The sequence below is a fragment of the Lederbergia galactosidilytica genome (genome assembly GCF_017873565.1).
Taxonomy (GTDB): domain Bacteria; phylum Bacillota; class Bacilli; order Bacillales; family Bacillaceae_C; genus Lederbergia; species Lederbergia galactosidilytica.
In genome coordinates this window covers 83847-104359 of the sequence record NZ_JAGGKH010000009.1, presented here as the reverse complement: position 1 = coordinate 104359, position 20513 = coordinate 83847, and the positions used below count along the sequence as shown (strand labels likewise).

Below are 20513 nucleotides of genomic sequence, written 5' to 3'. Positions count from 1 at the left end.
TTCAAATACTCCCCCAGTGATGGCTATAATTGCTACTTGGAAAAAGATACCATATGACAATCTAAAACGACTACTAAGATGGATTTTTCCCTAGTACAACAATGAGGAAGGTGGCAATCGGTCCTAATAATAATGAAAGTAAAAACCAGCCCAAGCCACTTCTGTTTTTACCTTGCGCTAATCCCGCATTAATTAATGCTAATGTTCCCCAACCAACAAAATAACCTTCCATCCTTCTCTCTCCCTTTCCATTTTCTTTTCTTTATTTGCTACCTTCAAAAGCTACACCAATGCCAATTCCCAGTGCTAAACCGATCCCAATATTCCCTAAAGCTGTTCCGAATGCCACCCCAATCGCTATCCCTATGGCAATACCAGTCCCACGAAACTTTTTCTTTTTGTTTTCATCAGTCAAATGCCTCTACTCCATTCTTCATTTATTCACGTTTAAATCCTTACTAAAACATACGATCAAGAAGCAAAAAGGATTCAAATCGCTATTCCAGGGTATGCTATATGTAGTACAAACATAAAAAATAAAAACCAAAATGATTATCTAGCAGGTTCAACTTAGGGGATCAACCATGACCACACTAAAAACCGCCAGAGCTAGGAAAGACTGACTAGGATTCCAAATGTAACATTTAAGAAATCGATCAACTAAAGCTTGTCTATTGATGAATATCGTTAAACAACTGGTTTGCAAATTCACTTTTTCAGTGTATACTATTCATAACAAATCATAAAATAAAAAAACCATTTCAATGCTGGACACATCGAAATGGCTAGTAGCAGATTCCCATATGGGGTCAGCACACTAACAAGCGTACTAAAACCGCCAGAGCTGGGAAACTCAAAGGGCGGTTTTAGTCTTTTTTATGAAATGACAGAATCGCAATGATTAGGATTCCAAATGCAAGCATTAAGGAAATCGATTCATACACTGTCATACGGCATCACCCCCCTCCGATTTGGAGGTACAATGTGCCGACCGCCCTATGGTCTGCTAGTCTTTAGTATAGCATAAAGATAAGCATTGTTTTCAAAAAAAGATGTCAAGGCTTTCATTTTTTCTTGATTTATGAGAGGATTCATTCTCCAATCTTCAAAACCTTATTATTTAGGGCTGTGGCCAGAATCGCCTCATGTGTTTTGTTCCATCCTTTATAAAAGTCCGCCACATCAATCGGATTAATGAAAATTCTTCGATTTGATTCATATTTCCCCTCAAATGGAAGTAACTCTGTAAGATCCATTCGATAAAACACCTGGTAACCGATTATTGGATAAGGACTCTTCTCATTCCATAGGTCATTTTCAGAATGATTTACCTCTATAACGCCCAGAAGGGTACATACTCCTTTGGCATATGCCTCTTCCATTACTTCACGCTTCACACATTCTTCAGGGGTTTCTCCAGCTTCGAGATGCCCACCAGGGAAATCCCATCCCCTTTCTTTCAAATCCACGATAAGAAGTTGCTCATGATCAAAGCAAAAAGCGTGAACACTAGTAATTAACTTTCTTTCAGGAAGTTCGGTAGTAGATAGCCAACTAAGCTTGACTCTTCCCCCCCAATCGACATAAGAAACTGCCATCCTTTATCATCCTTTCTTGTAAGGACCACCTTAAGAATAGGAAGCTTGAATAAAATCTATAATCGATTCGATCACTTCAGTTTCCCAATGATAGGAATTAAATGTATGGTCTCCCCCTTGGATAGTATGTAATTTTGCTTGGTCCCCGTAGCATTTTTCGATATACAAATTGGATACTTCATATGGAACAGCCTCATCCTTTGTTCCATGTATAAGCAGGACTTTTCCTTTATAGGCTTCAGCTCGATTCCAGACATCCAATGTCTCCAGATCCTCATTAAAAGCAGAACCAACCAAGTTTCCCCCATGATCATATGCATCATGACTCTCAATATAAGCTGTTAATTCTCTCCTACGTTCCATTGATGTTTTAATGGTTCCGGCAGGCGCCATTAAAATCAGTCTTTCCACTTGATCGGCTAATTCCCCAGCCAATAAACTAGCCACTAATCCTCCCATACTAAATCCTAAAATGATCAATCGTTTTTCATCAACTCGCGGGTGCGCTTTCACAAAGTCAAAAATAGTCTTTGCCTCTTCCACTTCCTTACTTACTGTCATATCTTCAAAATTCCCGTCGCTTTCCCCACTCCCAAGAAAATCGAAGCGAAAACTAGCAAATCCTTTCGCCTCCAACGAGCGGGAGATTTTCAGAAACATCCGGTGGGACTCCAATTTATGTCCTGTAAATCCATGAAATAAAATAACAGCAGGTAACTTCTCTCCTTCTGGAATATGTTCCATCCCTCTTAATTGCATGCCTTTATGAGTAATCGCTACAGCTTTTTGCATTGAATAATTCCTCCCTTATTTCCATAATATGCTTCTATGAATCTTTTAGCCTCTTTATTTCTTTCTCCTATTGAGCTCACGAGCTAGTATGGATGGTTGCCATTTGTTCTCTTGTGCCCACCATTTGCTTATTTCTTCTGCGGATAAATAAGAAAGACGAATATAATAATAATTGATATATTCGATTATAGCAAAAGCAAAAAGAAAGCATCCCCAATAGACTCCCTTTGACTGGGCAAGGAGATGAATGATCAGCAAAATGCTTCCGATTGTGATCAAACCAAGATTTGCCCAATTGAAGATGGTAAATAAATGTATTTGCTTGCGGTTTAAGGATGAATATAACCCTAATCGCGTCTTTCTCCATTTTAAATACCAATACAAACTTCCTTGTAATAGAATAAGTTCCAATACAATAAACATATACAAGGGAAAGCCAGTTAAATAGGGGTTCACCCAATTATGTTGAGCAGAAAACCAGCCCCATAATAAGGCGAATAATAAAGCAGCAGTTAATTCCCCTGTAAATAAGTTCCATAATCTTCTCTGTACTTTTTTTATCATTGCTATCTCCTAAATTTTCGAAACTTTAATTTGTTACCATTCTGTAATTTAATAATTATAGCAAAATATTGAAATTTAGCCTATGATGGAAATATAAGTAAATTTATGGGAGGTGATGGAAATTGGGTACCTTAAGACAATTCAATTTTTCGCGTTCCAGTACACTTCGGACATTAGAAAAGATTAATGAGAATAAATGGGGACAACAACCAGAGGGATTTTCCAATACTATTCTTTGGAATGCCGGTCATATTTTTGCCGTGACAGAAATTTTATTAAGTAAGGCAGATTCAAGCTATACGATCAGACAACCGGAATGGACTGCTTTTTTTGCTCCAGGCACTAGTCCGACAGATTGGTCTGTTCCACCACCTAGTTCTAAAGATATTCTCGAGGCTTTATGGGATCAGAAAACGAGAATAAGAGAAGACTTTTTCGGGAAAACAAGCCAACCTGCAGCTGAATCCTTTTCAATTGGTTCCCATTTGATGGATACGACTTCTAGTTTGATCCAATTTGCAACATGGCACGAAGGAACACATCTAGGGATTATTCAAGCATTGGACAAAATAATTATGATTAATTAATCCCAGAAAAACCTACATAATTTAACGCCCAACAAACTCCTCAGCCAAGCATTAGAGGAGTTATTTATCATGGGGATATTGATTCAATTTTGTCTTCCATCCCCTCAGTGATAAGCACCTCACGACCATAAAAAATAGTTGAATCAATTTCAAAATAGTGATTTTAGCATCAAATCCGAACGTTGTTGGTTACGCTTCAGGTGGGCGCTTTCCCGGAGGCCTGCAGGTATCCAGGTTACTTAGGCGTTGCAACGTACAAGGCCATTTTTTCTATTTAGTGAATGACCCCTCCTTAACACCCTTTCGGGTTGTTTGAAGAAGGGGCTTCCTGTTTCATGAACCGTCGCATAATGGGGATGTACCAATATGTCTTACACAGTCTCCACAGGCGTAGATTTTACTGTTCGGACATAACCTTGCCCTACAGTTATAGTTATTCCGTTTATGGTAAGTAACTCATCTAATCCTTTTTGTAAGATGTTTCGACTAGCATTATGGTCACGATCAAGTATCGTTCCGCATTTTGGACAAATATGCGTACGAATCGAAAGCGACTTTTTCACTCGATTGCCACAACGGGAGCAATCTTGTGAAGTGAATTTTGGTTCTACTTTGATCAGAATCCCGCCATTTCTTTCGCATTTGTATGCAAGCATGTTTCGAAACATGCCCCAACCTGCGTCCGATATAGATTTTGCTAACTTTCTGTTCCGAATCATGTTGCGTATACGTAGATTTTCCACGGCAATCACCGAATAGTCCTTCGTCAAGTTGTAGCTTAGTTTATGAAGAAAATCTCTGCGTTGGTTCTCCACTTTCTCATGTAGTTGACGAACTCGTTGTACCTGCTTGATATCGTTCGCTGAGCCCTTTTTCTTTTTGGAAAGCCTCCGCTGCGTTTTCTTTAATTGCTTTTCCTTTTTACGAAGAAATCTTGGATTTTCATGTTCTAGTCCATTCGAAAGAACGGCATATTGATTGATTCCAACGTCAATACCGATTGCGTTATGGATATCCCAAGCCAAAGTAGTTGGCAGCGCTTGTCCTTCGACACAGAAAATAGCATACCACCTATTCCCTTGACGTTTGATCATCAGTTGCTTGATTGTTCCTTCTAGTGGTCGATGAAGCAGAATATCTATTTCTCCTAACCTTGTATTGTATAATTTGCCATTGCCGGAAAAGGACATCGCCATTCGGTTCCCTTTCTTGTTGAATCCGAATTGAGGGAATGTCATACTCGTATACTCTTTATATTTTTTCTGTTTTGGGTATCTAGCGTCATTGCGAAAAAAATTCTCAAATGCTTTTTGTAATCGCACAAATACTTCTTGAAGTGGTTGGGAAGGCATTTCTTTTAGAATGGGATATTTCTTTTTATCCACTGTTAATTGTTTTTGCATGTCATAACGGTTGTAATTTTTCTTGTTTTGTTTATAACGGCGCTCTTTATCCAAAAGGGCAGAGTTGTAAGTTTGACGGCAGTATTGAAGCCAACGGTCGAACGTTTCTTTTTGTTTTTCTGTTGGGAAAAGCTCATATTTTTGATTAACCAACACGGCCATCACTTTCTCTGCTATATCTAACTCTATTATAGAACATTCGTTCCATAAACGAAAGCCCTTTCTCTGACTTGCGCCAACCGAAATTCATCTCCCCCTTATCGTTGGGCTGCGCCCTTCACACGATTGAAGAGGGGGACTTCTTTCGGAAGTACGTTAAAAAGAGATTGGAAAACTTAATATTTTTTCCCAATCTCTTCTTTGTTATCATTTTACAATCAATACAGGGCATTCAACCCGTTTTGCAACTTTATGGCTAACACTACCAAGTACCATTTCTTGTAAACTATTGAGCCCACGACTTCCAACAACTACTAAATCACAAGCTTGCTTGTTAGCATATTCGACAATAGCAGGTCCTGGATCACCATGCAACATAGTTGTTTTATATTTAACGCCTTCTCTACTAAAGTATTCTTCAATTGGAAGTATTTTTTGACGTCTTTCAAATTCTAACACTTCAGGGTCTTTACTATGAAGGACCTCAGATTTAGCCTTAGAATAATCCATTACAAAAACAATTTCAACTTCTACATTTTTAGCTAAGATCGCTATTTTTAAGGTCTCTCCAGCTGCGCGTAGCGAGTATTCAGATCCATCTGCTGCTAGTAAAATTCTATTATACACGTATTACTCCTCCTCTAAAGTGAAACTCACACATCCACTTTACTATGGATGGCCAAGCGTTTGACTAGATTCGAACTCGGTTTATTCATACCGGTTAACTGGACGTTCTTACCACTTTCTTCCAATTTTAATACAATTTTATCAATGGCAGCAACCCCAGAGTCATCCCAAACATGCGCTTGGCTAAAGTCAATGACAATGTCTTTCTCGGGAGTTTCCATATCAATAGAATCGACTAATTCCTCAACAGAAGCAAAGAAGACTTGTCCGCTAATCGTATAAATACGCTTAGTATCTTTCTTCGTTGAGCTGATTTTTAATTTTGAAATCTTTGCCACAAAGAAAACAGCACTCAAAATCACACCAGCTATTACCCCTTTGGAAAGATCCCCAGTAGCGACGACCGTGATGACCGTTACAACCATTACAATCGAATCTGTGATCGGTGTCTTGCGAAGGTTTTTCAATGCAGCCCAATCAAATGTCCCAATGGAAACCATGAACATAACACCAACAAGGGCTGCCATTGGAATTTGCACAACCACGTTTCCGAGCACAAGAATTAAAAACAAAAGAAAGGCTCCTGCCACAAAGGTTGACAATCTCCCTCTACCACCGGATTTCACGTTAATAACAGACTGACCAATCATCGCACAACCGGCCATTCCTCCGAAAAAACCGGTGACAATATTAGCGATTCCCTGCCCTCGTGTCTCACGGTGTTTATTACTTGTTGTATCGGTCATATCATCTACAATCGAAGCCGTTAATAATGATTCCAATAGCCCGACTAAGGCAAGCGAAAGTGAATAAGGAAAGATGATTTTCAATGTTTCCAAATTAAAAGGGATATCAGGGATTAGAAAAGTAGGTAAAGCGGATTTTAAATTCCCCATATCGCCGACAGTCCGTACATCACTCTTCGTTAGAATGGCAATGAGCGTAATCACAATAATCGCTACCAATGGTGAAGGTACGGCTTTTGTGACTTTTGGAAATAAATAGATGATCGCTAAGGCTCCGACCACCATTAAATACATCGGCCATTTTTCACCGACAAAATGATCAAGTTGGGCCATAAAGATGAGGATTGCTAAGGCATTAACAAAACCTATCATGACAGACCGTGGAACATACTTCATAAATCTTGCTAATTTAAAAATACCAAATACAATTTGCAGTACCCCTGTTAAAATCGTGGCCGCGAGTAAATACTGTAATCCATGATCTGCGACAAGCGAAACTGCCACTAAGGCCATCGCACCTGTTGCAGCTGAAATCATCGCAGGTCGGCCACCAGCAAAAGAAATCACCACTGCCATTGTAAAGGAGGCATACAACCCAACCATTGGGTCCACACCAGCAATAATGGAAAAGGCAATGGCTTCTGGGATTAGAGCCAGAGCAACTACAATCCCTGACAAAATATCCCCTTTCACATTCCCAAACCATTGTTCTTTTAGTGAATATGTTTTCAAACAAACACCTCGATTATATTTTTTATTCGACTTTGAACTCTCATCAAAGTCAAGCCATCCAAAATTCTATCATAATCACTGACTTTGACAAGCATTTTTTGCTTATTTATGTATGAATTGTAGAAATTTTTCTAAAAAGCGGGACTTTTTCATTTCTAATGATAATCAATGTAAAATTTGTTTAATCTATAATGAGAGAATGATCAATCCAAATTTAGCGATGAAATATCATGTCACTGATGTTTTCTCATTTGAACATTAGCTAAAAATAGAAACAAGTGGAGAAAACGAGTTGTTTTCTCCACTTGTTTAGATGGCTCTAAAAAATTTAATTTCATATTATGAGTGAAATGCCTGTCCAATTTCATAAGCATCTGCTTCAAGCACTAGGATCCCTTTTTCTTGGGGAGCATTAGGCAGATCCAATTCTTTCGCTGAACAAATCATTCCACTTGATGGTACGCCGCGCAATTCTGCATCTTTAATGACCATTCCGCTTGGCATAACAGCTCCGACTTTCGCCACTACTACTTTTTGTCCAGCATCGACATTTGGTGCACCACAGACTATTTGTAATTCCTCTGTTCCCACATCGACTTTACAAATGCTTAATTTATCGGCATTCGGGTGTTTCTCTTTTTCCTTTACAAATCCGACAACAAATTTTGGTGTGAAATCTGCCTCAAGCTGTTCATCAAAACCATTTTTCATGATTGCTGCATTCATTTTTTCAACAAGCTCTTCATTTAGTTCCACTTGACCATTAGCTTCCACTTGCACATACTGAGAAGCATGAAAGAGGTTAAAACCGCTTGTTTCCTTCGTCTTTTCATCAAAAATTCGCGCCACATCACCTTTTCTTTCGAATGTTGGATGCTCACAATCTCGAATAGCGATTAATAAAGTGTCACCAATCCCTTTTAAATTATAAAAAACATTCATTTATTCCTTCTCCTCTTCCTTTGACTTTTTTTGGTCTTGAGCCAATATAAAAATCGGCGCTAATTTTCCTTCTTCATATGTAAAGGATAAGGCCGTAATTGGCACTTTACCAGAAGTAAAAAAGCTCATCGTCAGTTCTGATAAAATGTCATAGCCAGTAGCATTACGAATATCCCCGATGATTAATACATCTTGGTGTGGAACAGCAACAATCATATCCCCTTCAATTGTTTCTGCTTTTTCTTGTAAAAACTTTTCATTTAAGATGCGACTGGCATCATAGCCATCATTTGTATTCAAGAAATAAAAATCGTTTCCACGCAATGTATCTTTTTTTAACTTCACAGGAAGGGAACGAACATTAAAACGAGCGATTTCTCGAACCTTTTGTGGATCAAGCCCTTCTTTTTCAATTAATTGTTCATCTAAAAGACGATATGTCTTACCAAGATCGAGCGCATAATAAATTCTTGTCTCTGCTGTATGATCATCCGTCAGAAATAACGCTCCACTTTCCGTTTCTTTCGGAAATGAAGTTGAACGAATGACAGGATAAATTTTCTTCTCCTGGCCAGCCACTTCTTGGTCCTTGCCCATTACTTTAAGAGCCTCTTCCACATAATAAACCACTTCATCGATAGCTGTATCTTTACGCTCATGCCATTTCGCAACCAAAGGAGATAAAGCAATTTCCATTCCTTTGCCTGTATCTTCACTCTCAACACGCACTGTTTCTGTCTCTCGATCATATTTAAGGTGACGCCCTGGCCGTTTGAGACGTTGTTCCAATTCTCTTCTCATTTTCTTTTCATCCATTTTCACACCACTCCCCTCCTTTGGGAAATTACACTAATGTTTATTTTACACAAAATGGGCCAGAGTCTCAAAATTTGAGGATGATGAATTCTTAATCTTAGTGACATCTTTTCGCTAGTCGTTATGAGCAGATTAAGATTCAATATACTGTCTGACGAAAAAACCTGCACCCTATGTTCAAGGAGTACAGGTTTTCTTTCTTCATTATTCCGCAAGTCCATTGATAAAGTCTTCAATTTCTTCTAATGTTTTCCGATCTTTGCTGACGAAGCGACCTGCTTCTTCACCATTATGGAAGGCAAGGAAGCTTGGGATTCCGAAGATGTCCAATTGACTACAAAGATCGATAAATTGATCACGATCCACATAGATAAATGTGTATTCTGGGTAGTCTGCTTCAAGTCTTGGTAAGAATGGGTCAATAAATCTGCAATCTGGGCACCAATCAGCAGAGAACATAAAGATTGTGCGCTCTTCCTTTTTCAGTTGATCAAATTGTTCCATTGATTGTAGTTTTTCCATTTTTTATTTCCCTCCAGTATTGATTAGCATTTGGCCTGGTTTAATCCAGCCCAATTTTCTCATTACTTCTGATAAACATAAGCTTATCACAGCTGGAGCCAAAATATGCAATACAATGACTTGGATTAGCACTGCTACGGAAAAACCCATCGTTTGGAAGGTCATAATTTGACCTACAAATCCACTTGTTCCCATTCCAGCTCCTGCTGCATTACTTGTCATCGGCCAAATCGTCGTTGCAAAAGGTGCGATGACAATCCCAGCAACTGTTGGTGGAATTAAAATCAAAGGGTAGCGAATAATATTTGGCACTTGAAGCATTGACGTACCCATTCCAATCGCTAATAATCCTCCTAACTTGTTCTCTCGATAGCTGGAAACGGCAAATCCGACCATTTGAGCGCAACAGCCAATCGTCGCTGCGCCTGCCGCTAAACCACTTAAATCAAGCATAAGCGCGATGGCTGCACTTGAGATTGGCGCTGTTAAAGCAAGGCCCATTAACGTCGCTACAAGAATCCCCATTAAAATCGGCTTTTGCTCAGTTGCCCAAACAATCCAGCTGCCGAACACAGTTAAAAATTTTCCAATCGTCGGACCAATAAATTTTGCGACAAGAAAACCTGTGAAAATCGTCACAAAAGGAGTCACAATAATATCCACCTTTGTTTCCTTACTAACGAGCTTTCCTATTTCAATCGAAATAAGTGCTGCAAGATAACTCCCTGCCGGCCCTCCCCCAAGCGCTGCACCTGCGGCACCAGTAGCAACCGCTGCAAAGATCACAAGTGGGGGTGCTCCAAGTCCAACTGCAATCGCCGCTCCAATTGCCGGTCCCATTAGATCCATCGCCAGCTGACCCATTTCTACAAAAAGTGGCCAATGTAGTTGTTCGCCAATTGTTTTTATGATTAAACCAATAATGAGAGACGAAAAAAGCCCTAAGGCCATATAACTCAAGGCATCCACTAAATATGTTTTAACTGAGATCCGTACACCCTTCTTTTCTAAAAAACTCATCTCCCTGACCCCCTTGTCAACCATTATACTTAACTAGTGTAAAGACACTTTACATTTTTGTCTATCTTTTTTTAAATATTTTTCTCTAAAGGGGGTAATAAAGATTTTCATTCCCCTTCATGTACACTAAAAAGGGACCCTGCTAGAGGTCCCTACGTAAATCATTATTGTATTGAACTGGAACGAACAATCTCCATTAAGTTTTTTGCATCTTCCGATACATTCTTAACAGCTGATTCTGTCGTTGCTTTTGTTCCACCAATCCCAGCGGTCACTTCATATGTCTCTTCCTCTTCGATTTCGGTAATGACTAGATAACCAAAGCGTTGATCTTTTGTAAAAGTTTGATTAACGATCAAAGGCTGATCAGTGTCAAGTAAGAGATTATATAAAGCTTGGCTATCTTCTTTCTCATTTGGATTATAAAAAAGGATATATGGATGGTCCCTTTTATCAAGAATAATATTATTAGGTTTATCATCCTTTATGGAAATATCGGCAGGCAAATAGAATTCAATCGACTGGATCTCTTGGTTTGCCACTTCTGGCTCTCCATTGAAAGCCTTTTCGGCCTGTTCCACAGCTTTGTCCTGTTCTGTTTCAATAGATGCTCCACAAGCGGCAATGAATAGCATACTAAAAATGATGATTGAGCCAGTCATTGCTTTTTTAAACATTTTGTTTCCCCCTAAATCTAAATATGTGTTCAAAAAGGATATATTGGCTAAAGACTAATATCTGCTAAATGCCCTTTTGTGTAGTGATATGCATAAACAAAAATTTTTCATAAGTCCTAATCACCAACTACAGCAAATAAACTAATTTTTTGAACAACCTCTAAAATTCTAGTTCTATCATACTATTTGTAAAAATACGTTGACAACCCCTGCGCTGGAAATTCCTTTTGAAGGCATAGCTGCCAAGAAACTGCTAAAATGGAATTTATATCTTAAAGGAGGGATTCAGTATGAGATTAACCGTTTATCTTGCCGGTGAGATTCACAGTGAATGGCGATCAGACATTAAGAAAAAGGCGGAAGCATTAAATCTACCAATTGATTTCGTTGGGCCCATGGAAGATCATGATCGATCAGATGATATCGGTGAAGAAATACTTGGTTCACAGCCAAATGCTATTTTCCATGATGCTGCCGCTTCTAGTTTTAATAACTTGCGCACAGAAGTCTTATTAAAAAAAGCAGATATTGTCGTAGCCCTTTTCGGGGAAAAGTATCGACAATGGAATACTGCGATGGATGCAAGTGCAGCCATATCGATGAATAAACCGCTTATTTTAATACGGCCAGAGGAATTACATCATCCATTAAAAGAGTTGTCAGAGAAAGCGAATGTAACAGTTGTAAATGTAGACCAAGCTGTGAAAGCTTTATCTTATATTTTTGAATAAGCGAATAGGTCTTTCCGACCTTTTAAAAACGGAAGTAACTTTTCTTTTGCTTTTTTGCACAATATTATGTTACGCTAATTTGCAATCGAATATATTCCTTCGGGGCAGGGTGAAATTCCCTACCGGCGGTGATGAGCAATCATGCTCTTAGTCCGTGACCCGGATGCTTTTGTATAGGCGGAAGGTGGATTTGGTGGAATTCCAAAGCCGACAGTGAAAGTCTGGATGGGAGAAGGAGAATTGAACAAAGTCTATTTTTCTATGCGTTTTTTACGCATTTATTCAGAAGTTTTCTGTTTTATTAGTATCGTTCAAAATGGAAGTAAAAAGTTCCTCTATTTTTTGAATGGCTGCTAGTAGGAAACTCTGATAGTCATGTGTAGACCGATGTTTATTTAAACATGTCTAAAAGCCCCGCTACTATGTTTGCGGGGCTTTTTTATTTTCATTCGTTCGTAAGGAATACAGATATTGGAGTGTTGACAGGTTGTGTTAAAGGAAAATTATATGGAGTTAGCCTTATCTTTAGCGCGCACAGTTGCGGGTCAGACATCACCTAATCCCCCTGTAGGAGCGGTTGTCGTGAAGAACGGTCAAGTCATCGGTATGGGCGCACACTTAAAGGCCGGTGAGGCTCATGCAGAACAGATAGCCCTCCAAATGGCTGGAGACGAGGCTCGTGACGCAGATCTATATGTTACTTTAGAGCCTTGCGCTCATACTGGAAAAACGCCTCCATGTGCTGATGCCGTAATAGCTTATGGGATTAAACAAGTATGGATTGCAGCTCAAGATCCCAATCCACTTGTTGCAGGTAAGGGGATCCAACGCATGCAAGATGCCATGATTCAAGTGGATGTTGGCCTCTGCAGACAAGAAGCTGCCCAACTATATGCACCATTTTTTCATTATATTCAAACAAAACAACCTTACGTTACGATGAAAATAGCAATGACATTAGACGGAAAGATAGCAACAGCAACCGGAGATAGTAAATGGATTACAAGTAACGAAGCACGACTTGATGTTCATTTACTTCGCGCTACACATGATGCGATTTTAGTCGGTGTGCAGACGATTCTTCACGATGACCCCCTTCTCACCACCAGATTGCCCCAAGGTGGAAAAAATCCTATTCGAGTCATTTTAGATACACATTTACAAACACCAACCAACAGTCAAGTTATCCAAAACGATGAAGCCCCAACGTTCATTTTTTGTGGACAGCAAGCATCAAGCAAAAGACAACAACAGCTTGAACAAGGAAGCCATGTTAAAGTCGTCCGCTTAGCAACTGAGAAAATTTCTGTTTCTGAAGTTTTAAAAGCATTAGCGAAACACAATATTATGACGTTGTTGGTTGAAGGTGGAGCAACGATACATGCTACCTTTTTAAGCGCCAAAGCTATGCAAAAGGTCATCGTCTATGTTGCACCCAAATTATTAGGAGGCAAATCCTCCCTCTCGTCCATTACAGGAGAAAATCCTCTTACCATGTCAGAAGCCTATCCTTTCACATTTGAAAAAGTGGAAATGATCGGGCCCGATATCAAAATGACAGCTTTACCAAAAGGAAGTGAATCAAATGTTTACAGGGATCATTGAAGAAATTGGTACTATTGCTCATATTCAAGCCCGGCCACAGTCTCTAAAGTTGGAGATTACGGCTCATACTATTTTGCAAGATATCGAATTAGGACACAGTATTGCTGTGAACGGTGTTTGCTTAACAGTCACTCATTTTTCCTCTGACCATTTTAGCGTAGATGTGATGCCAGAAACGTTTCACACTACCTCTTTACAAAGGTTAAAAACCGGCAGTGATGTCCATTTAGAACGGGCTCTTTCGCTTCAAGATCGGCTTGGTGGCCATTTCGTTACAGGGCATGTGGACGGCTTGGCAGTTGTTCATTCAAAGTATGAGGTCGAAAATGCCTTATACATGACACTCAGAGTTCCTGATGAATGGAAAAGGTATTTATTGCCGAAAGGCTCCATTGCATTGGATGGCACTTCGTTAACAATTTTTAAAGTGGAAGACAATCAGGTAACCATTTCCCTGATTCCCCATACTCAAGAGAAAACAGTATTAGCGAACAAAGAAATTGGGGATGTAGTTAATTTGGAATGTGATGTATTGGGAAAATATGTGGAGCAGATGGTATTTCAAGCCAAGGGAAAGCAGCAGAGTTTAACAAAAGATTTCTTGCAACGTAATGGATTTTTTTAAGGAGATAGGTGACAAATATGTTTGATTCGATAGAAGAAGCTATAACCGACTTACGAAAAGGAAAAGTTGTGATTGTTGTGGATGATGAAGATCGGGAAAATGAAGGAGACTTTATTGGTTTAGCAGATCTTGTCACCCCGGAAATGATCAATGTAATGGCGAAGTTCGGAAGAGGACTTATCTGTGTTCCTATTACAGAGGAAAAAGCGCAACAACTTGAATTAAAATTAATGACTGATCAACCTACAGAAGGTTATGGAACAGCCTTTACGATTAGTATTGATCATGGTTCAACCCATACAGGTATTAGTGCGTTTGAACGAACAAAAACGATCGAAGCAATGGTGAAAACGGAGGCAGTCGCACAAGATTTTGTCCGACCTGGCCATATTTTTCCCCTTATCGCGAAAAACGGCGGTGTATTACAGCGTAAAGGACATACAGAAGCTGCCGTCGATCTTGCTAGATTAGCAGGATATTCTCCGGCTGGAGTGATTTGTGAAATTATGAAAGATGATGGGACGATGGCACGTACACCAGATTTACAGCTTATGGCAAAGGAAATGGGCCTTAAACTCATTACGATCCAAGATCTGGTGGATTACCGAGAACAACAAGAGTCCTTCATCATTCGTGAAACTGAAATTAATCTGCCAACAGAGTATGGCCATTTTCGACTAGTTGGTTATTCTGAAAAGTTAACAGGCCAAGAACATCTTGCCCTTATAAAAGGTGACCTGCATACAGATGAACCGATATTGACACGTATTCATTCTGAATGTTTGACAGGTGATATCCTCGGTTCCTACCGTTGTGATTGTGGCCCCCAACTTCATGCTGCACTTAAGCAAATAGAAAAAGAGGGACGCGGGATACTGCTGTACATGCGACAAGAGGGCCGTGGAATCGGCTTGATCAATAAATTAAAAGCATACAATTTACAGGAACAAGGATTTGACACAGTGGAAGCCAATGAAAAATTAGGCTTTGCAGCAGATTTACGTGATTATCGACTAAGTGCAGAGATTTTAAAAGATTTAAATGTGCAGAACGTAAGATTGTTAACAAATAATCCAAAGAAGATTGCTGGTTTAGAAGAGCATGGATTAAATATTAGCGAACGTGTTCCAATCCAAATGCCATTAAAGGAAGAAAATCGCCAATACTTACAAACAAAAAAAGAAAAACTCGGACATTTATTTATATTTTAGGAGGAATTATCAATGGGAAATGTATTTGAAGGTCATGTAGTCGGAATAGATCTAAAGATTGGGATTGTCGTAGGTCGTTTTAATGAATTTATTACAGGCAAACTTTTATCAGGAGCTCAAGATGCATTGAAACGACATGGAGTCAAAGAAGATAATGTGGATATCGCTTGGGTTCCAGGAGCTTTTGAGATTTCACTTATTGCGAAAAAGCTAGCAGATTCAGGCAATTTCGATGCAATTATCACCCTCGGTACTGTGATTCGTGGGGATACTCCTCATTTCGATTATGTATGTAATGAAGCCGCGAAAGGTATTTCACAGGCAGGTTTGCAATCTGGTGTTCCTGTGATCTTTGGTATCCTCACGACTAATACGATTGAACAAGCGATTGAACGTGCTGGAACAAAAGCCGGTAATAAAGGTTGGGATACTGCAGTTGCTGCCATTGAAATGGCGAATTTGACGAAACAACTTCCCTAAAACAGAGTAAGACGCTATCGTAATATGTTGTTGTAAACAAGAAGCCATTTTGACAATTTATCAAAATGGCTTCTTGTTCATTCATATATTCGATAATTGGTATTGATACTGTCCTACTAATAATTTCATTATATGCGTAAACATTTGATCTCTGGTAATCATTCCATTGGTAAAGACTCCAATGGCCCCTTCACCATGACGGATGTTTTCACGATGACAGAAATCATCCATGACAGGTCCTAGTTCTTCCCCAGAACGAAGTCTTTTCGCAATTTCTTCCGGAAGCTTGATACGAGCACCCCCTGCAACAAATGTTGCCTGATCCTTTACTGCTAAAGCACCCCAATTGATTATAAAGAGACCTGCTGGTGTTTCGGTCACTCCTCCCTCTAAACCAACACCAAAATCGACATCATGTTGATGAACACAAAATTCAGCGCGATTCAACGCTCCCTTCATTGTTTCCTCATCTGAAAATGGCATACTACTTACATCTGAAGGTGCATCAATAGCTACAATGTCTAGTTTATTTTCCAGTGTTTGGAGAACTGTCTCAACAGCTTTTAATTTTGCTTTATTTCTAGATCCTACCCCAATTCTCATTTCAGTGAACTTCCTTTCTTCGTTCATTATAGACCGCCAATCGACAAATATTTCGTCTCTAGATATGGTTCGATCCCTTCGATTCCGCCCTCTCTGCCTAATCCACTTTCTTTCATCCCCCCAAAAGGAGCATGTGCAGCAGATGGACCACCATCGTTCCAGCCAATGATCCCGAATTGTAAATGATCGTGTAAATAATGGCCTACTCGATAGTCATTTGTGAAGAAATATGCTGCTAACCCATACGGTGTACTGTTAGCCAATTCTACAGCTTCCTCCAGTGTTCTAAAACTGATAATAGGTGCAACAGGCCCGAAAGTTTCTTCATGCATAATCGTCATCTCTGTTGTAACGTTTTTCAGAACAGTTGGATAGACGAAGAAACAGCCCTTTTCTTGATTTGCTTGGAATTGATTGCCAACTAACACCTCTGCTCCTCCTGCAATCGCATCCTCCATTTGTTCGACGATTTTGTTATAGCCTTTTTCATTAATAATCGGACCAATATCAATGCCTTCTTCCAAACCATTGCCAACCTCAAGTTTTTTTACTTCTGAAGCAAACTTTTCCGTAAACTCATCCAATATACTTTCATGAACAATCATTCGATTCGCACATACACATGTTTGACCAGCATTTCGGAATTTAGCGGCAACTGTTTGGTGAACGGCCATTTCAATATCCGCATCTTCTGTCACAATTAATGGAGCATGTCCACCTAACTCCATTGTCACATGCTGAATATTTTCGGAACTGTTCGCAATCAATTGCTTGCCTACACCTGTTGATCCAGTAAAAGTGATTTTACGAATAAGTTTACTATTCGTAAAAATTTCACCAACAACCTTTCCCTCTCCCATTACATACTGTATAGCGTCCTTTGGAATTCCCACTTCATAGGCATAGTCGATAAATTTCATTCCGGATAAAGGGGTTTCTTGGGCTGGCTTAACAATAAACGTACATCCTGCTGCTAATGCGGGAGCCGCTTTTCTCGCCATCATCGCTGTCGGAAAATTCCAAGGCGTAATAGCTGCAACAAGACCAATCGGTTCTCTCGTTACGATGATTCGTTTCGAATTCGTATTAGCAGGGATTGTACGACCATAGACTCGCTTTGCTTCTTCGGCATACCAATCTAAGTAATCAGTTGAATAATCGATCTCGCCCCTTGCTTCATTCAAAGGCTTTCCATTTTCCAATGTCATTAACTTCGCCAATTCTTCTTTATTTTCTTGTACTTTCGCACTCCAAGCGTGAATAAGTCGTGATCTTTCATGTGCATCTAGCTTAGACCATTTATGAAAGGCTTTATGGCCATTTTCAATCGCTGCTTCGATCTCAGCATTTGTTTGCATGCTTATCTCTTCAATTAACTCACCAGTGGCTGGGTTTGTGACTTTTATTTTAGACATTGTGCAAGACTCCTTTCGGTCGTTGATCTCTTTCTATATTCCCTAATTTTAACAAAAATATTGGAAAGTAAGGAAATTAGAACTCTTCATACTGCAAAAACGGCCTGTAAACGAATGGTTGCAACTCAGAATTGCGTGGTTGCAACCGAATGTTGATAGTATTTTTAAAGCTTTTATTGTACTCTCATTATAAAGAATGTTCAAAGAGCATGGTAATGCCGGAGGATGAACGAGTGTTTATTAGGGGGGCGAAAAAATGACTTTTGGAGAAAAAATACAAAAGTTAAGAAAAGAACAAGGCATCTCTCAAGAAGAATTATCTTTTCAATTACAAGTTTCACGACAGGCCATTAGTAAATGGGAAAATGACAAAGGCTATCCTGAAACAGAAAAGATTATTAAAATGAGTAAAATTTTTCAAGTATCATTGGATGATCTTTTAAATGACTCAGAAGATATTGCGGAAAAGCACACTAAAAATGATAAAGGCTTCTATGTAAGTCAAGAAATGGCGAACGGATATTTATTACATGAATCAGTTAAATATAAAAAAATTGCGCTGGCGATCGCCTTACTATTAGCAGGGACAGCATTTGTTTTTATATTAAGTGAATTAGGTATCCTTATTTATTTAATTATGATGATTGCCTCAATCGCCCTCTTTGTTTCCATTCTTTTGACGGGAAATTCCTATCCACAGATAAAAAAGGAAGCATTATTATTTGAGGAAGATTTTAAAAAGGAACTCTCTCATATTTATCTCAAAAAGAGAAAAAAGTATCATCTGCTTATTCTTGTAAGTATTATTGTGTTTTGCTTTGGCTTTTTCCTATTACCTGTAGCTGGGCTTGAATTTATCGGAGAAAGTGGAGAAGACTTTGTACTCGCAGCTAGTATGATCATCGGCGGGGCCGCAGTTTATTTTTTCACCTATTTATTAGGCGTGCTAAAAGCTTATCAATTATTAATAAGGAAAGCGCAGATGCTGAGTTACTAGAACTTATAACTAACAACCAAAATATAGCGAAACAGAAAGGGAAGAACTAGGATGAAAAAAATTTTATTATATAGCTTATCTTTATGGATATTAGCCATCCTTTTTGCCGGCTGTAGTGCAAAAGGCAATCAGGGATTAATGAACGATGACTGGAACCAAAACTTAGGGAAGACGCAAAAAATCGAGGTGCAATCGGGAGACAAGGCAAAAACGATCACAGATCATAAAGAGATTGAGGACTTTATTGGCAAGCTTGAAATTGACAACTGGGAGCTAGCTGAAATTCCGAGCGACGCAGAAGAGGAGTATCAATATACCCTTTTTCAAGAAGATACCCGCCAGTTTGGGAAGGCAAAATCAGACCAATTAGAATTAAAGGAGATTGCCAATATTATCACATATAGGGATCTCCCTTATCTGAAACTACGAATGGAAAATTTCACCTTAAGTTTTGCTGTACCTGAGCATGTAGCCGAATTTATCAATCAGTCATAAGCAAAACGGCGACTCCTTACTTTAGAAGTCGCCGTCTGTTTGCATCAAGCAACTAGCAAATTTCTGTATTAAAACTACTTAAACACAAATTTTAGTTTTACAGAGACTTGTAAGCTGGTGATCAGGACGGTGCCAATTTAGCCGCCAATATAAGACATACCTATTTTTTTGCGGTTTTTAGCTGACCACTCTGTACGTTCATCTGAATAACGATCCGCTCTCCGTTCCCAAAGCTGACAAATTTTAGCATGCAATTCCTGATCTGTTGCCCCGTCCCGCAGCATTTTTTTCATATCAAATCCGGAGGAAGCGAATAGACATGAGTAAAATTTCCCTTCAGAAGAAAGCCGCGCCCTTGTACAAGTCGAACAGAAAGATTCAGAAACGGAAGTAATAAATCCGACCTGTGCCCCGTTATCTGAATATCGATATAGTTTGGCTACCTCACCAAAATAATGAGGATCCACCGGTTCAAGTGTGAAGTTTTCCTTCAGCATGTCATAAATCTCTTTCTTTGTTATTACTTTTTCAAAACTCCATTGATTATCATTACCAACATCCATAAATTCAATGAAGCGCAAGGTAATCCCCTGATCTTTAAAATAACGTGCCATCGGAATGATTTCCTGATCGTTAATACCTTTTTGCACAACCATATTGACCTTGATTTCAAAGCCTAATTTTTGCGCATAATGAATATTCTCTAATATATAAGCTGGTTTAATTCCACGACCATTAATTTGCCCGAAAATTTTCGGATCTAATGCATCCAGACTAATGTTTAATCTCCTCAGTCCTGCTTGATACAGGTCTTTTGCATGAGCTTTTAGCAACATTCCATTCGTTGTCAAGCCAATATCCTCTACTCCATCCAGCTGTGTAAGTTGAGCAATTAATTCCGCAAGATTCCTTCTCATCAAAGGCTCCCCACCGGTTAATCTAATTTTCTTCACACCTAAGGAAACAAAAATAGAGGAAAGTCTAACCATTTCTTCAAAACTTAACAATTCAGCTTTTGGCATAAAAGCATAATCGTCACCAAATATTTCTTTTGGCATGCAATACGTACAGCGAAAATTACAGCGATCAGTTACAGATAACCGTAAATCTCGCATTGGTCTTGTCAATTGATCATATAAAACAGCTGGCATCACCGCTCCCTCCTT

Annotated in this window: 25 protein-coding genes and 1 riboswitch; of the genes, 8 read left to right on the top strand and 17 right to left on the bottom strand. The window is 39.1% G+C overall.

What is annotated here, in order from left to right; genetic code table 11:
* Positions 1 to 73 precede the first annotated feature (73 nt).
* The 6 genes from J2Z23_RS11245 to J2Z23_RS11225 all read right to left on the bottom strand — a co-directional run bounded on the left by J2Z23_RS11245 (position 74) and on the right by J2Z23_RS11225 (position 2954).
* A complete protein-coding gene (locus J2Z23_RS11245) occupies positions 74 to 232 on the bottom strand; it encodes a hypothetical protein (RefSeq protein WP_165589612.1) in 159 nt (52 codons plus the stop codon).
* Between the two features lie 30 nt (positions 233 to 262).
* On the bottom strand, positions 263 to 415 hold the full coding sequence (locus J2Z23_RS11240; RefSeq protein WP_165589613.1) for a glycine zipper domain-containing protein: 153 nt from the start codon (positions 413 to 415) through the stop codon (positions 263 to 265).
* Positions 416 to 866: 451 nt separating this feature from the next.
* Positions 867 to 950 carry a putative holin-like toxin gene (locus J2Z23_RS22785; protein ID WP_420795729.1) on the bottom strand — a complete coding sequence of 28 codons (84 nt, stop codon included), beginning with the start codon at positions 948 to 950 and terminating at the stop codon, positions 867 to 869.
* Positions 951 to 1091: 141 nt separating this feature from the next.
* Positions 1092 to 1598, bottom strand: coding sequence for an NUDIX hydrolase (locus J2Z23_RS11235; RefSeq protein WP_209973943.1), 507 nt, complete (start codon positions 1596 to 1598; stop codon positions 1092 to 1094).
* Between the two features lie 30 nt (positions 1599 to 1628).
* Positions 1629 to 2390, bottom strand: a complete 762-nt coding sequence (locus J2Z23_RS11230; protein WP_057985315.1) for an alpha/beta hydrolase family protein — start codon at positions 2388 to 2390, stop codon at positions 1629 to 1631.
* Positions 2391 to 2444: 54 nt separating this feature from the next.
* A complete protein-coding gene (locus J2Z23_RS11225; RefSeq protein ID WP_057985317.1) occupies positions 2445 to 2954 on the bottom strand; it encodes a hypothetical protein in 510 nt (169 codons plus the stop codon).
* 122 nt (positions 2955 to 3076) lie between these two features.
* Here J2Z23_RS11225 and J2Z23_RS11220 point away from each other — a divergent pair, with 122 nt between their 5' ends.
* Positions 3077 to 3541: a DinB family protein gene (locus tag J2Z23_RS11220; RefSeq protein ID WP_057985319.1), complete on the top strand. Its 465-nt coding sequence runs from the start codon at positions 3077 to 3079 to the stop codon at positions 3539 to 3541.
* Positions 3542 to 3912: 371 nt separating this feature from the next.
* Here J2Z23_RS11220 and J2Z23_RS11215 read toward each other — a convergent pair whose 3' ends face one another.
* The 8 genes from J2Z23_RS11215 to J2Z23_RS11180 all read right to left on the bottom strand — a co-directional run bounded on the left by J2Z23_RS11215 (position 3913) and on the right by J2Z23_RS11180 (position 11185).
* Positions 3913 to 5106 (bottom strand): RNA-guided endonuclease InsQ/TnpB family protein, encoded by a 1194-nt coding sequence (locus tag J2Z23_RS11215; RefSeq protein ID WP_238482724.1) that lies wholly within the window; start codon positions 5104 to 5106, stop codon positions 3913 to 3915.
* Between the two features lie 204 nt (positions 5107 to 5310).
* Entirely contained in the window at positions 5311 to 5730 is a 420-nt protein-coding gene (locus J2Z23_RS11210) for a universal stress protein (protein WP_057982048.1), read from the bottom strand.
* A gap of 26 nt (positions 5731 to 5756) precedes the next feature.
* Positions 5757 to 7208, bottom strand: a complete 1452-nt coding sequence (locus J2Z23_RS11205; RefSeq protein ID WP_057982050.1) for a SulP family inorganic anion transporter — start codon at positions 7206 to 7208, stop codon at positions 5757 to 5759.
* Between the two features lie 339 nt (positions 7209 to 7547).
* Positions 7548 to 8150, bottom strand: a complete 603-nt coding sequence (gene ytpR, locus J2Z23_RS11200; protein ID WP_057982052.1) for a YtpR family tRNA-binding protein — start codon at positions 8148 to 8150, stop codon at positions 7548 to 7550.
* Complete coding sequence (locus tag J2Z23_RS11195; RefSeq protein ID WP_209973978.1) at positions 8151 to 8966, bottom strand: DUF1444 domain-containing protein; 816 nt, start codon at positions 8964 to 8966, stop codon at positions 8151 to 8153.
* A 204-nt stretch (positions 8967 to 9170) separates the two neighbouring features.
* Entirely contained in the window at positions 9171 to 9488 is a 318-nt protein-coding gene (locus J2Z23_RS11190; protein ID WP_057982054.1) for a thioredoxin family protein, read from the bottom strand.
* Positions 9489 to 9491: 3 nt separating this feature from the next.
* Positions 9492 to 10508, bottom strand: coding sequence for a PTS sugar transporter subunit IIC (locus J2Z23_RS11185; RefSeq protein WP_057982056.1), 1017 nt, complete (start codon positions 10506 to 10508; stop codon positions 9492 to 9494).
* A gap of 164 nt (positions 10509 to 10672) precedes the next feature.
* Complete coding sequence (locus tag J2Z23_RS11180; protein ID WP_057982057.1) at positions 10673 to 11185, bottom strand: hypothetical protein; 513 nt, start codon at positions 11183 to 11185, stop codon at positions 10673 to 10675.
* A gap of 290 nt (positions 11186 to 11475) precedes the next feature.
* On the opposite strand from J2Z23_RS11180, the gene J2Z23_RS11175 reads away from it, so the two are divergent.
* The 5 genes from J2Z23_RS11175 to ribH all read left to right on the top strand — a co-directional run bounded on the left by J2Z23_RS11175 (position 11476) and on the right by ribH (position 15837).
* The gene (locus J2Z23_RS11175) at positions 11476 to 11916 is read left to right on the top strand and encodes a YtoQ family protein (protein ID WP_057982059.1); all 441 of its coding nucleotides are present in this window, start codon (positions 11476 to 11478) and stop codon (positions 11914 to 11916) included.
* 91 nt (positions 11917 to 12007) lie between these two features.
* Positions 12008 to 12157: riboswitch (FMN riboswitch) on the top strand.
* 266 nt (positions 12158 to 12423) lie between these two features.
* Positions 12424 to 13521 (top strand): bifunctional diaminohydroxyphosphoribosylaminopyrimidine deaminase/5-amino-6-(5-phosphoribosylamino)uracil reductase RibD, encoded by a 1098-nt coding sequence (gene ribD / locus J2Z23_RS11170; protein ID WP_057982226.1) that lies wholly within the window; start codon positions 12424 to 12426, stop codon positions 13519 to 13521.
* Positions 13502 to 14146, top strand: coding sequence for a riboflavin synthase (ribE, locus tag J2Z23_RS11165; RefSeq protein WP_057982061.1), 645 nt, complete (start codon positions 13502 to 13504; stop codon positions 14144 to 14146). The genes ribD and ribE overlap by 20 nt, the downstream gene beginning before the upstream one ends.
* A gap of 17 nt (positions 14147 to 14163) precedes the next feature.
* Complete coding sequence (locus tag J2Z23_RS11160) at positions 14164 to 15357, top strand: bifunctional 3,4-dihydroxy-2-butanone-4-phosphate synthase/GTP cyclohydrolase II (protein WP_057982063.1); 1194 nt, start codon at positions 14164 to 14166, stop codon at positions 15355 to 15357.
* 12 nt (positions 15358 to 15369) lie between these two features.
* Positions 15370 to 15837, top strand: coding sequence for a 6,7-dimethyl-8-ribityllumazine synthase (ribH, locus tag J2Z23_RS11155; protein WP_057982065.1), 468 nt, complete (start codon positions 15370 to 15372; stop codon positions 15835 to 15837).
* Between the two features lie 81 nt (positions 15838 to 15918).
* Here ribH and J2Z23_RS11150 read toward each other — a convergent pair whose 3' ends face one another.
* Together J2Z23_RS11150 and J2Z23_RS11145 are read right to left on the bottom strand one after the other, a co-directional pair.
* Positions 15919 to 16467 (bottom strand): DUF84 family protein, encoded by a 549-nt coding sequence (locus tag J2Z23_RS11150; RefSeq protein WP_238456190.1) that lies wholly within the window; start codon positions 16465 to 16467, stop codon positions 15919 to 15921.
* Positions 16467 to 17855: an NAD-dependent succinate-semialdehyde dehydrogenase gene (locus J2Z23_RS11145; RefSeq protein ID WP_057982067.1), complete on the bottom strand. Its 1389-nt coding sequence runs from the start codon at positions 17853 to 17855 to the stop codon at positions 16467 to 16469. The genes J2Z23_RS11150 and J2Z23_RS11145 overlap by 1 nt, the downstream gene beginning before the upstream one ends.
* A gap of 256 nt (positions 17856 to 18111) precedes the next feature.
* Here J2Z23_RS11145 and J2Z23_RS11140 point away from each other — a divergent pair, with 256 nt between their 5' ends.
* Together J2Z23_RS11140 and J2Z23_RS11135 are read left to right on the top strand one after the other, a co-directional pair.
* Positions 18112 to 18852 (top strand): helix-turn-helix domain-containing protein, encoded by a 741-nt coding sequence (locus J2Z23_RS11140; protein WP_057982069.1) that lies wholly within the window; start codon positions 18112 to 18114, stop codon positions 18850 to 18852.
* Positions 18853 to 18903: 51 nt separating this feature from the next.
* Positions 18904 to 19347: a hypothetical protein gene (locus J2Z23_RS11135; protein WP_057982071.1), complete on the top strand. Its 444-nt coding sequence runs from the start codon at positions 18904 to 18906 to the stop codon at positions 19345 to 19347.
* A 137-nt stretch (positions 19348 to 19484) separates the two neighbouring features.
* Here the strand turns inward: J2Z23_RS11135 and moaA are convergent, their stop codons facing one another.
* Complete coding sequence (moaA, locus tag J2Z23_RS11130; protein ID WP_057982073.1) at positions 19485 to 20498, bottom strand: GTP 3',8-cyclase MoaA; 1014 nt, start codon at positions 20496 to 20498, stop codon at positions 19485 to 19487.
* Between the last annotated feature and the right edge of the window lie 15 nt (positions 20499 to 20513).

Bases quoted from the DNA above. Each gene is read 5' to 3' on its own strand.
- ribH (WP_057982065.1), top strand. From the start codon at position 15,370: ATGGGAAATGTATTTGAAGGTCATGTAGTCGGAATAGATCTAAAGATT.
- J2Z23_RS11145 (WP_057982067.1), bottom strand. From the start codon at position 17,855: ATGTCTAAAATAAAAGTCACAAACCCAGCCACTGGTGAGTTAATTGAA.
- J2Z23_RS22785 (WP_420795729.1), bottom strand. From the start codon at position 950: ATGACAGTGTATGAATCGATTTCCTTAATGCTTGCATTTGGAATCCTA.
- J2Z23_RS11215 (WP_238482724.1), bottom strand. From the start codon at position 5,106: ATGGCCGTGTTGGTTAATCAAAAATATGAGCTTTTCCCAACAGAAAAA.
- J2Z23_RS11185 (WP_057982056.1), bottom strand. From the start codon at position 10,508: ATGAGTTTTTTAGAAAAGAAGGGTGTACGGATCTCAGTTAAAACATAT.
- J2Z23_RS11175 (WP_057982059.1), top strand. From the start codon at position 11,476: ATGAGATTAACCGTTTATCTTGCCGGTGAGATTCACAGTGAATGGCGA.
- J2Z23_RS11190 (WP_057982054.1), bottom strand. From the start codon at position 9,488: ATGGAAAAACTACAATCAATGGAACAATTTGATCAACTGAAAAAGGAA.
- J2Z23_RS11135 (WP_057982071.1), top strand. From the start codon at position 18,904: ATGAAAAAAATTTTATTATATAGCTTATCTTTATGGATATTAGCCATC.
- ytpR (WP_057982052.1), bottom strand. From the start codon at position 8,150: ATGAATGTTTTTTATAATTTAAAAGGGATTGGTGACACTTTATTAATC.
- J2Z23_RS11195 (WP_209973978.1), bottom strand. From the start codon at position 8,966: ATGGATGAAAAGAAAATGAGAAGAGAATTGGAACAACGTCTCAAACGG.
- ribE (WP_057982061.1), top strand. From the start codon at position 13,502: ATGTTTACAGGGATCATTGAAGAAATTGGTACTATTGCTCATATTCAA.
- ribD (WP_057982226.1), top strand. From the start codon at position 12,424: ATGGAGTTAGCCTTATCTTTAGCGCGCACAGTTGCGGGTCAGACATCA.
- moaA (WP_057982073.1), bottom strand. From the start codon at position 20,498: ATGCCAGCTGTTTTATATGATCAATTGACAAGACCAATGCGAGATTTA.
- J2Z23_RS11140 (WP_057982069.1), top strand. From the start codon at position 18,112: ATGACTTTTGGAGAAAAAATACAAAAGTTAAGAAAAGAACAAGGCATC.
- J2Z23_RS11180 (WP_057982057.1), bottom strand. From the start codon at position 11,185: ATGTTTAAAAAAGCAATGACTGGCTCAATCATCATTTTTAGTATGCTA.
- J2Z23_RS11225 (WP_057985317.1), bottom strand. From the start codon at position 2,954: ATGATAAAAAAAGTACAGAGAAGATTATGGAACTTATTTACAGGGGAA.
- J2Z23_RS11245 (WP_165589612.1), bottom strand. From the start codon at position 232: ATGGAAGGTTATTTTGTTGGTTGGGGAACATTAGCATTAATTAATGCG.
- J2Z23_RS11160 (WP_057982063.1), top strand. From the start codon at position 14,164: ATGTTTGATTCGATAGAAGAAGCTATAACCGACTTACGAAAAGGAAAA.
- J2Z23_RS11235 (WP_209973943.1), bottom strand. From the start codon at position 1,598: ATGGCAGTTTCTTATGTCGATTGGGGGGGAAGAGTCAAGCTTAGTTGG.
- J2Z23_RS11150 (WP_238456190.1), bottom strand. From the start codon at position 16,467: ATGAACGAAGAAAGGAAGTTCACTGAAATGAGAATTGGGGTAGGATCT.
- J2Z23_RS11230 (WP_057985315.1), bottom strand. From the start codon at position 2,390: ATGCAAAAAGCTGTAGCGATTACTCATAAAGGCATGCAATTAAGAGGG.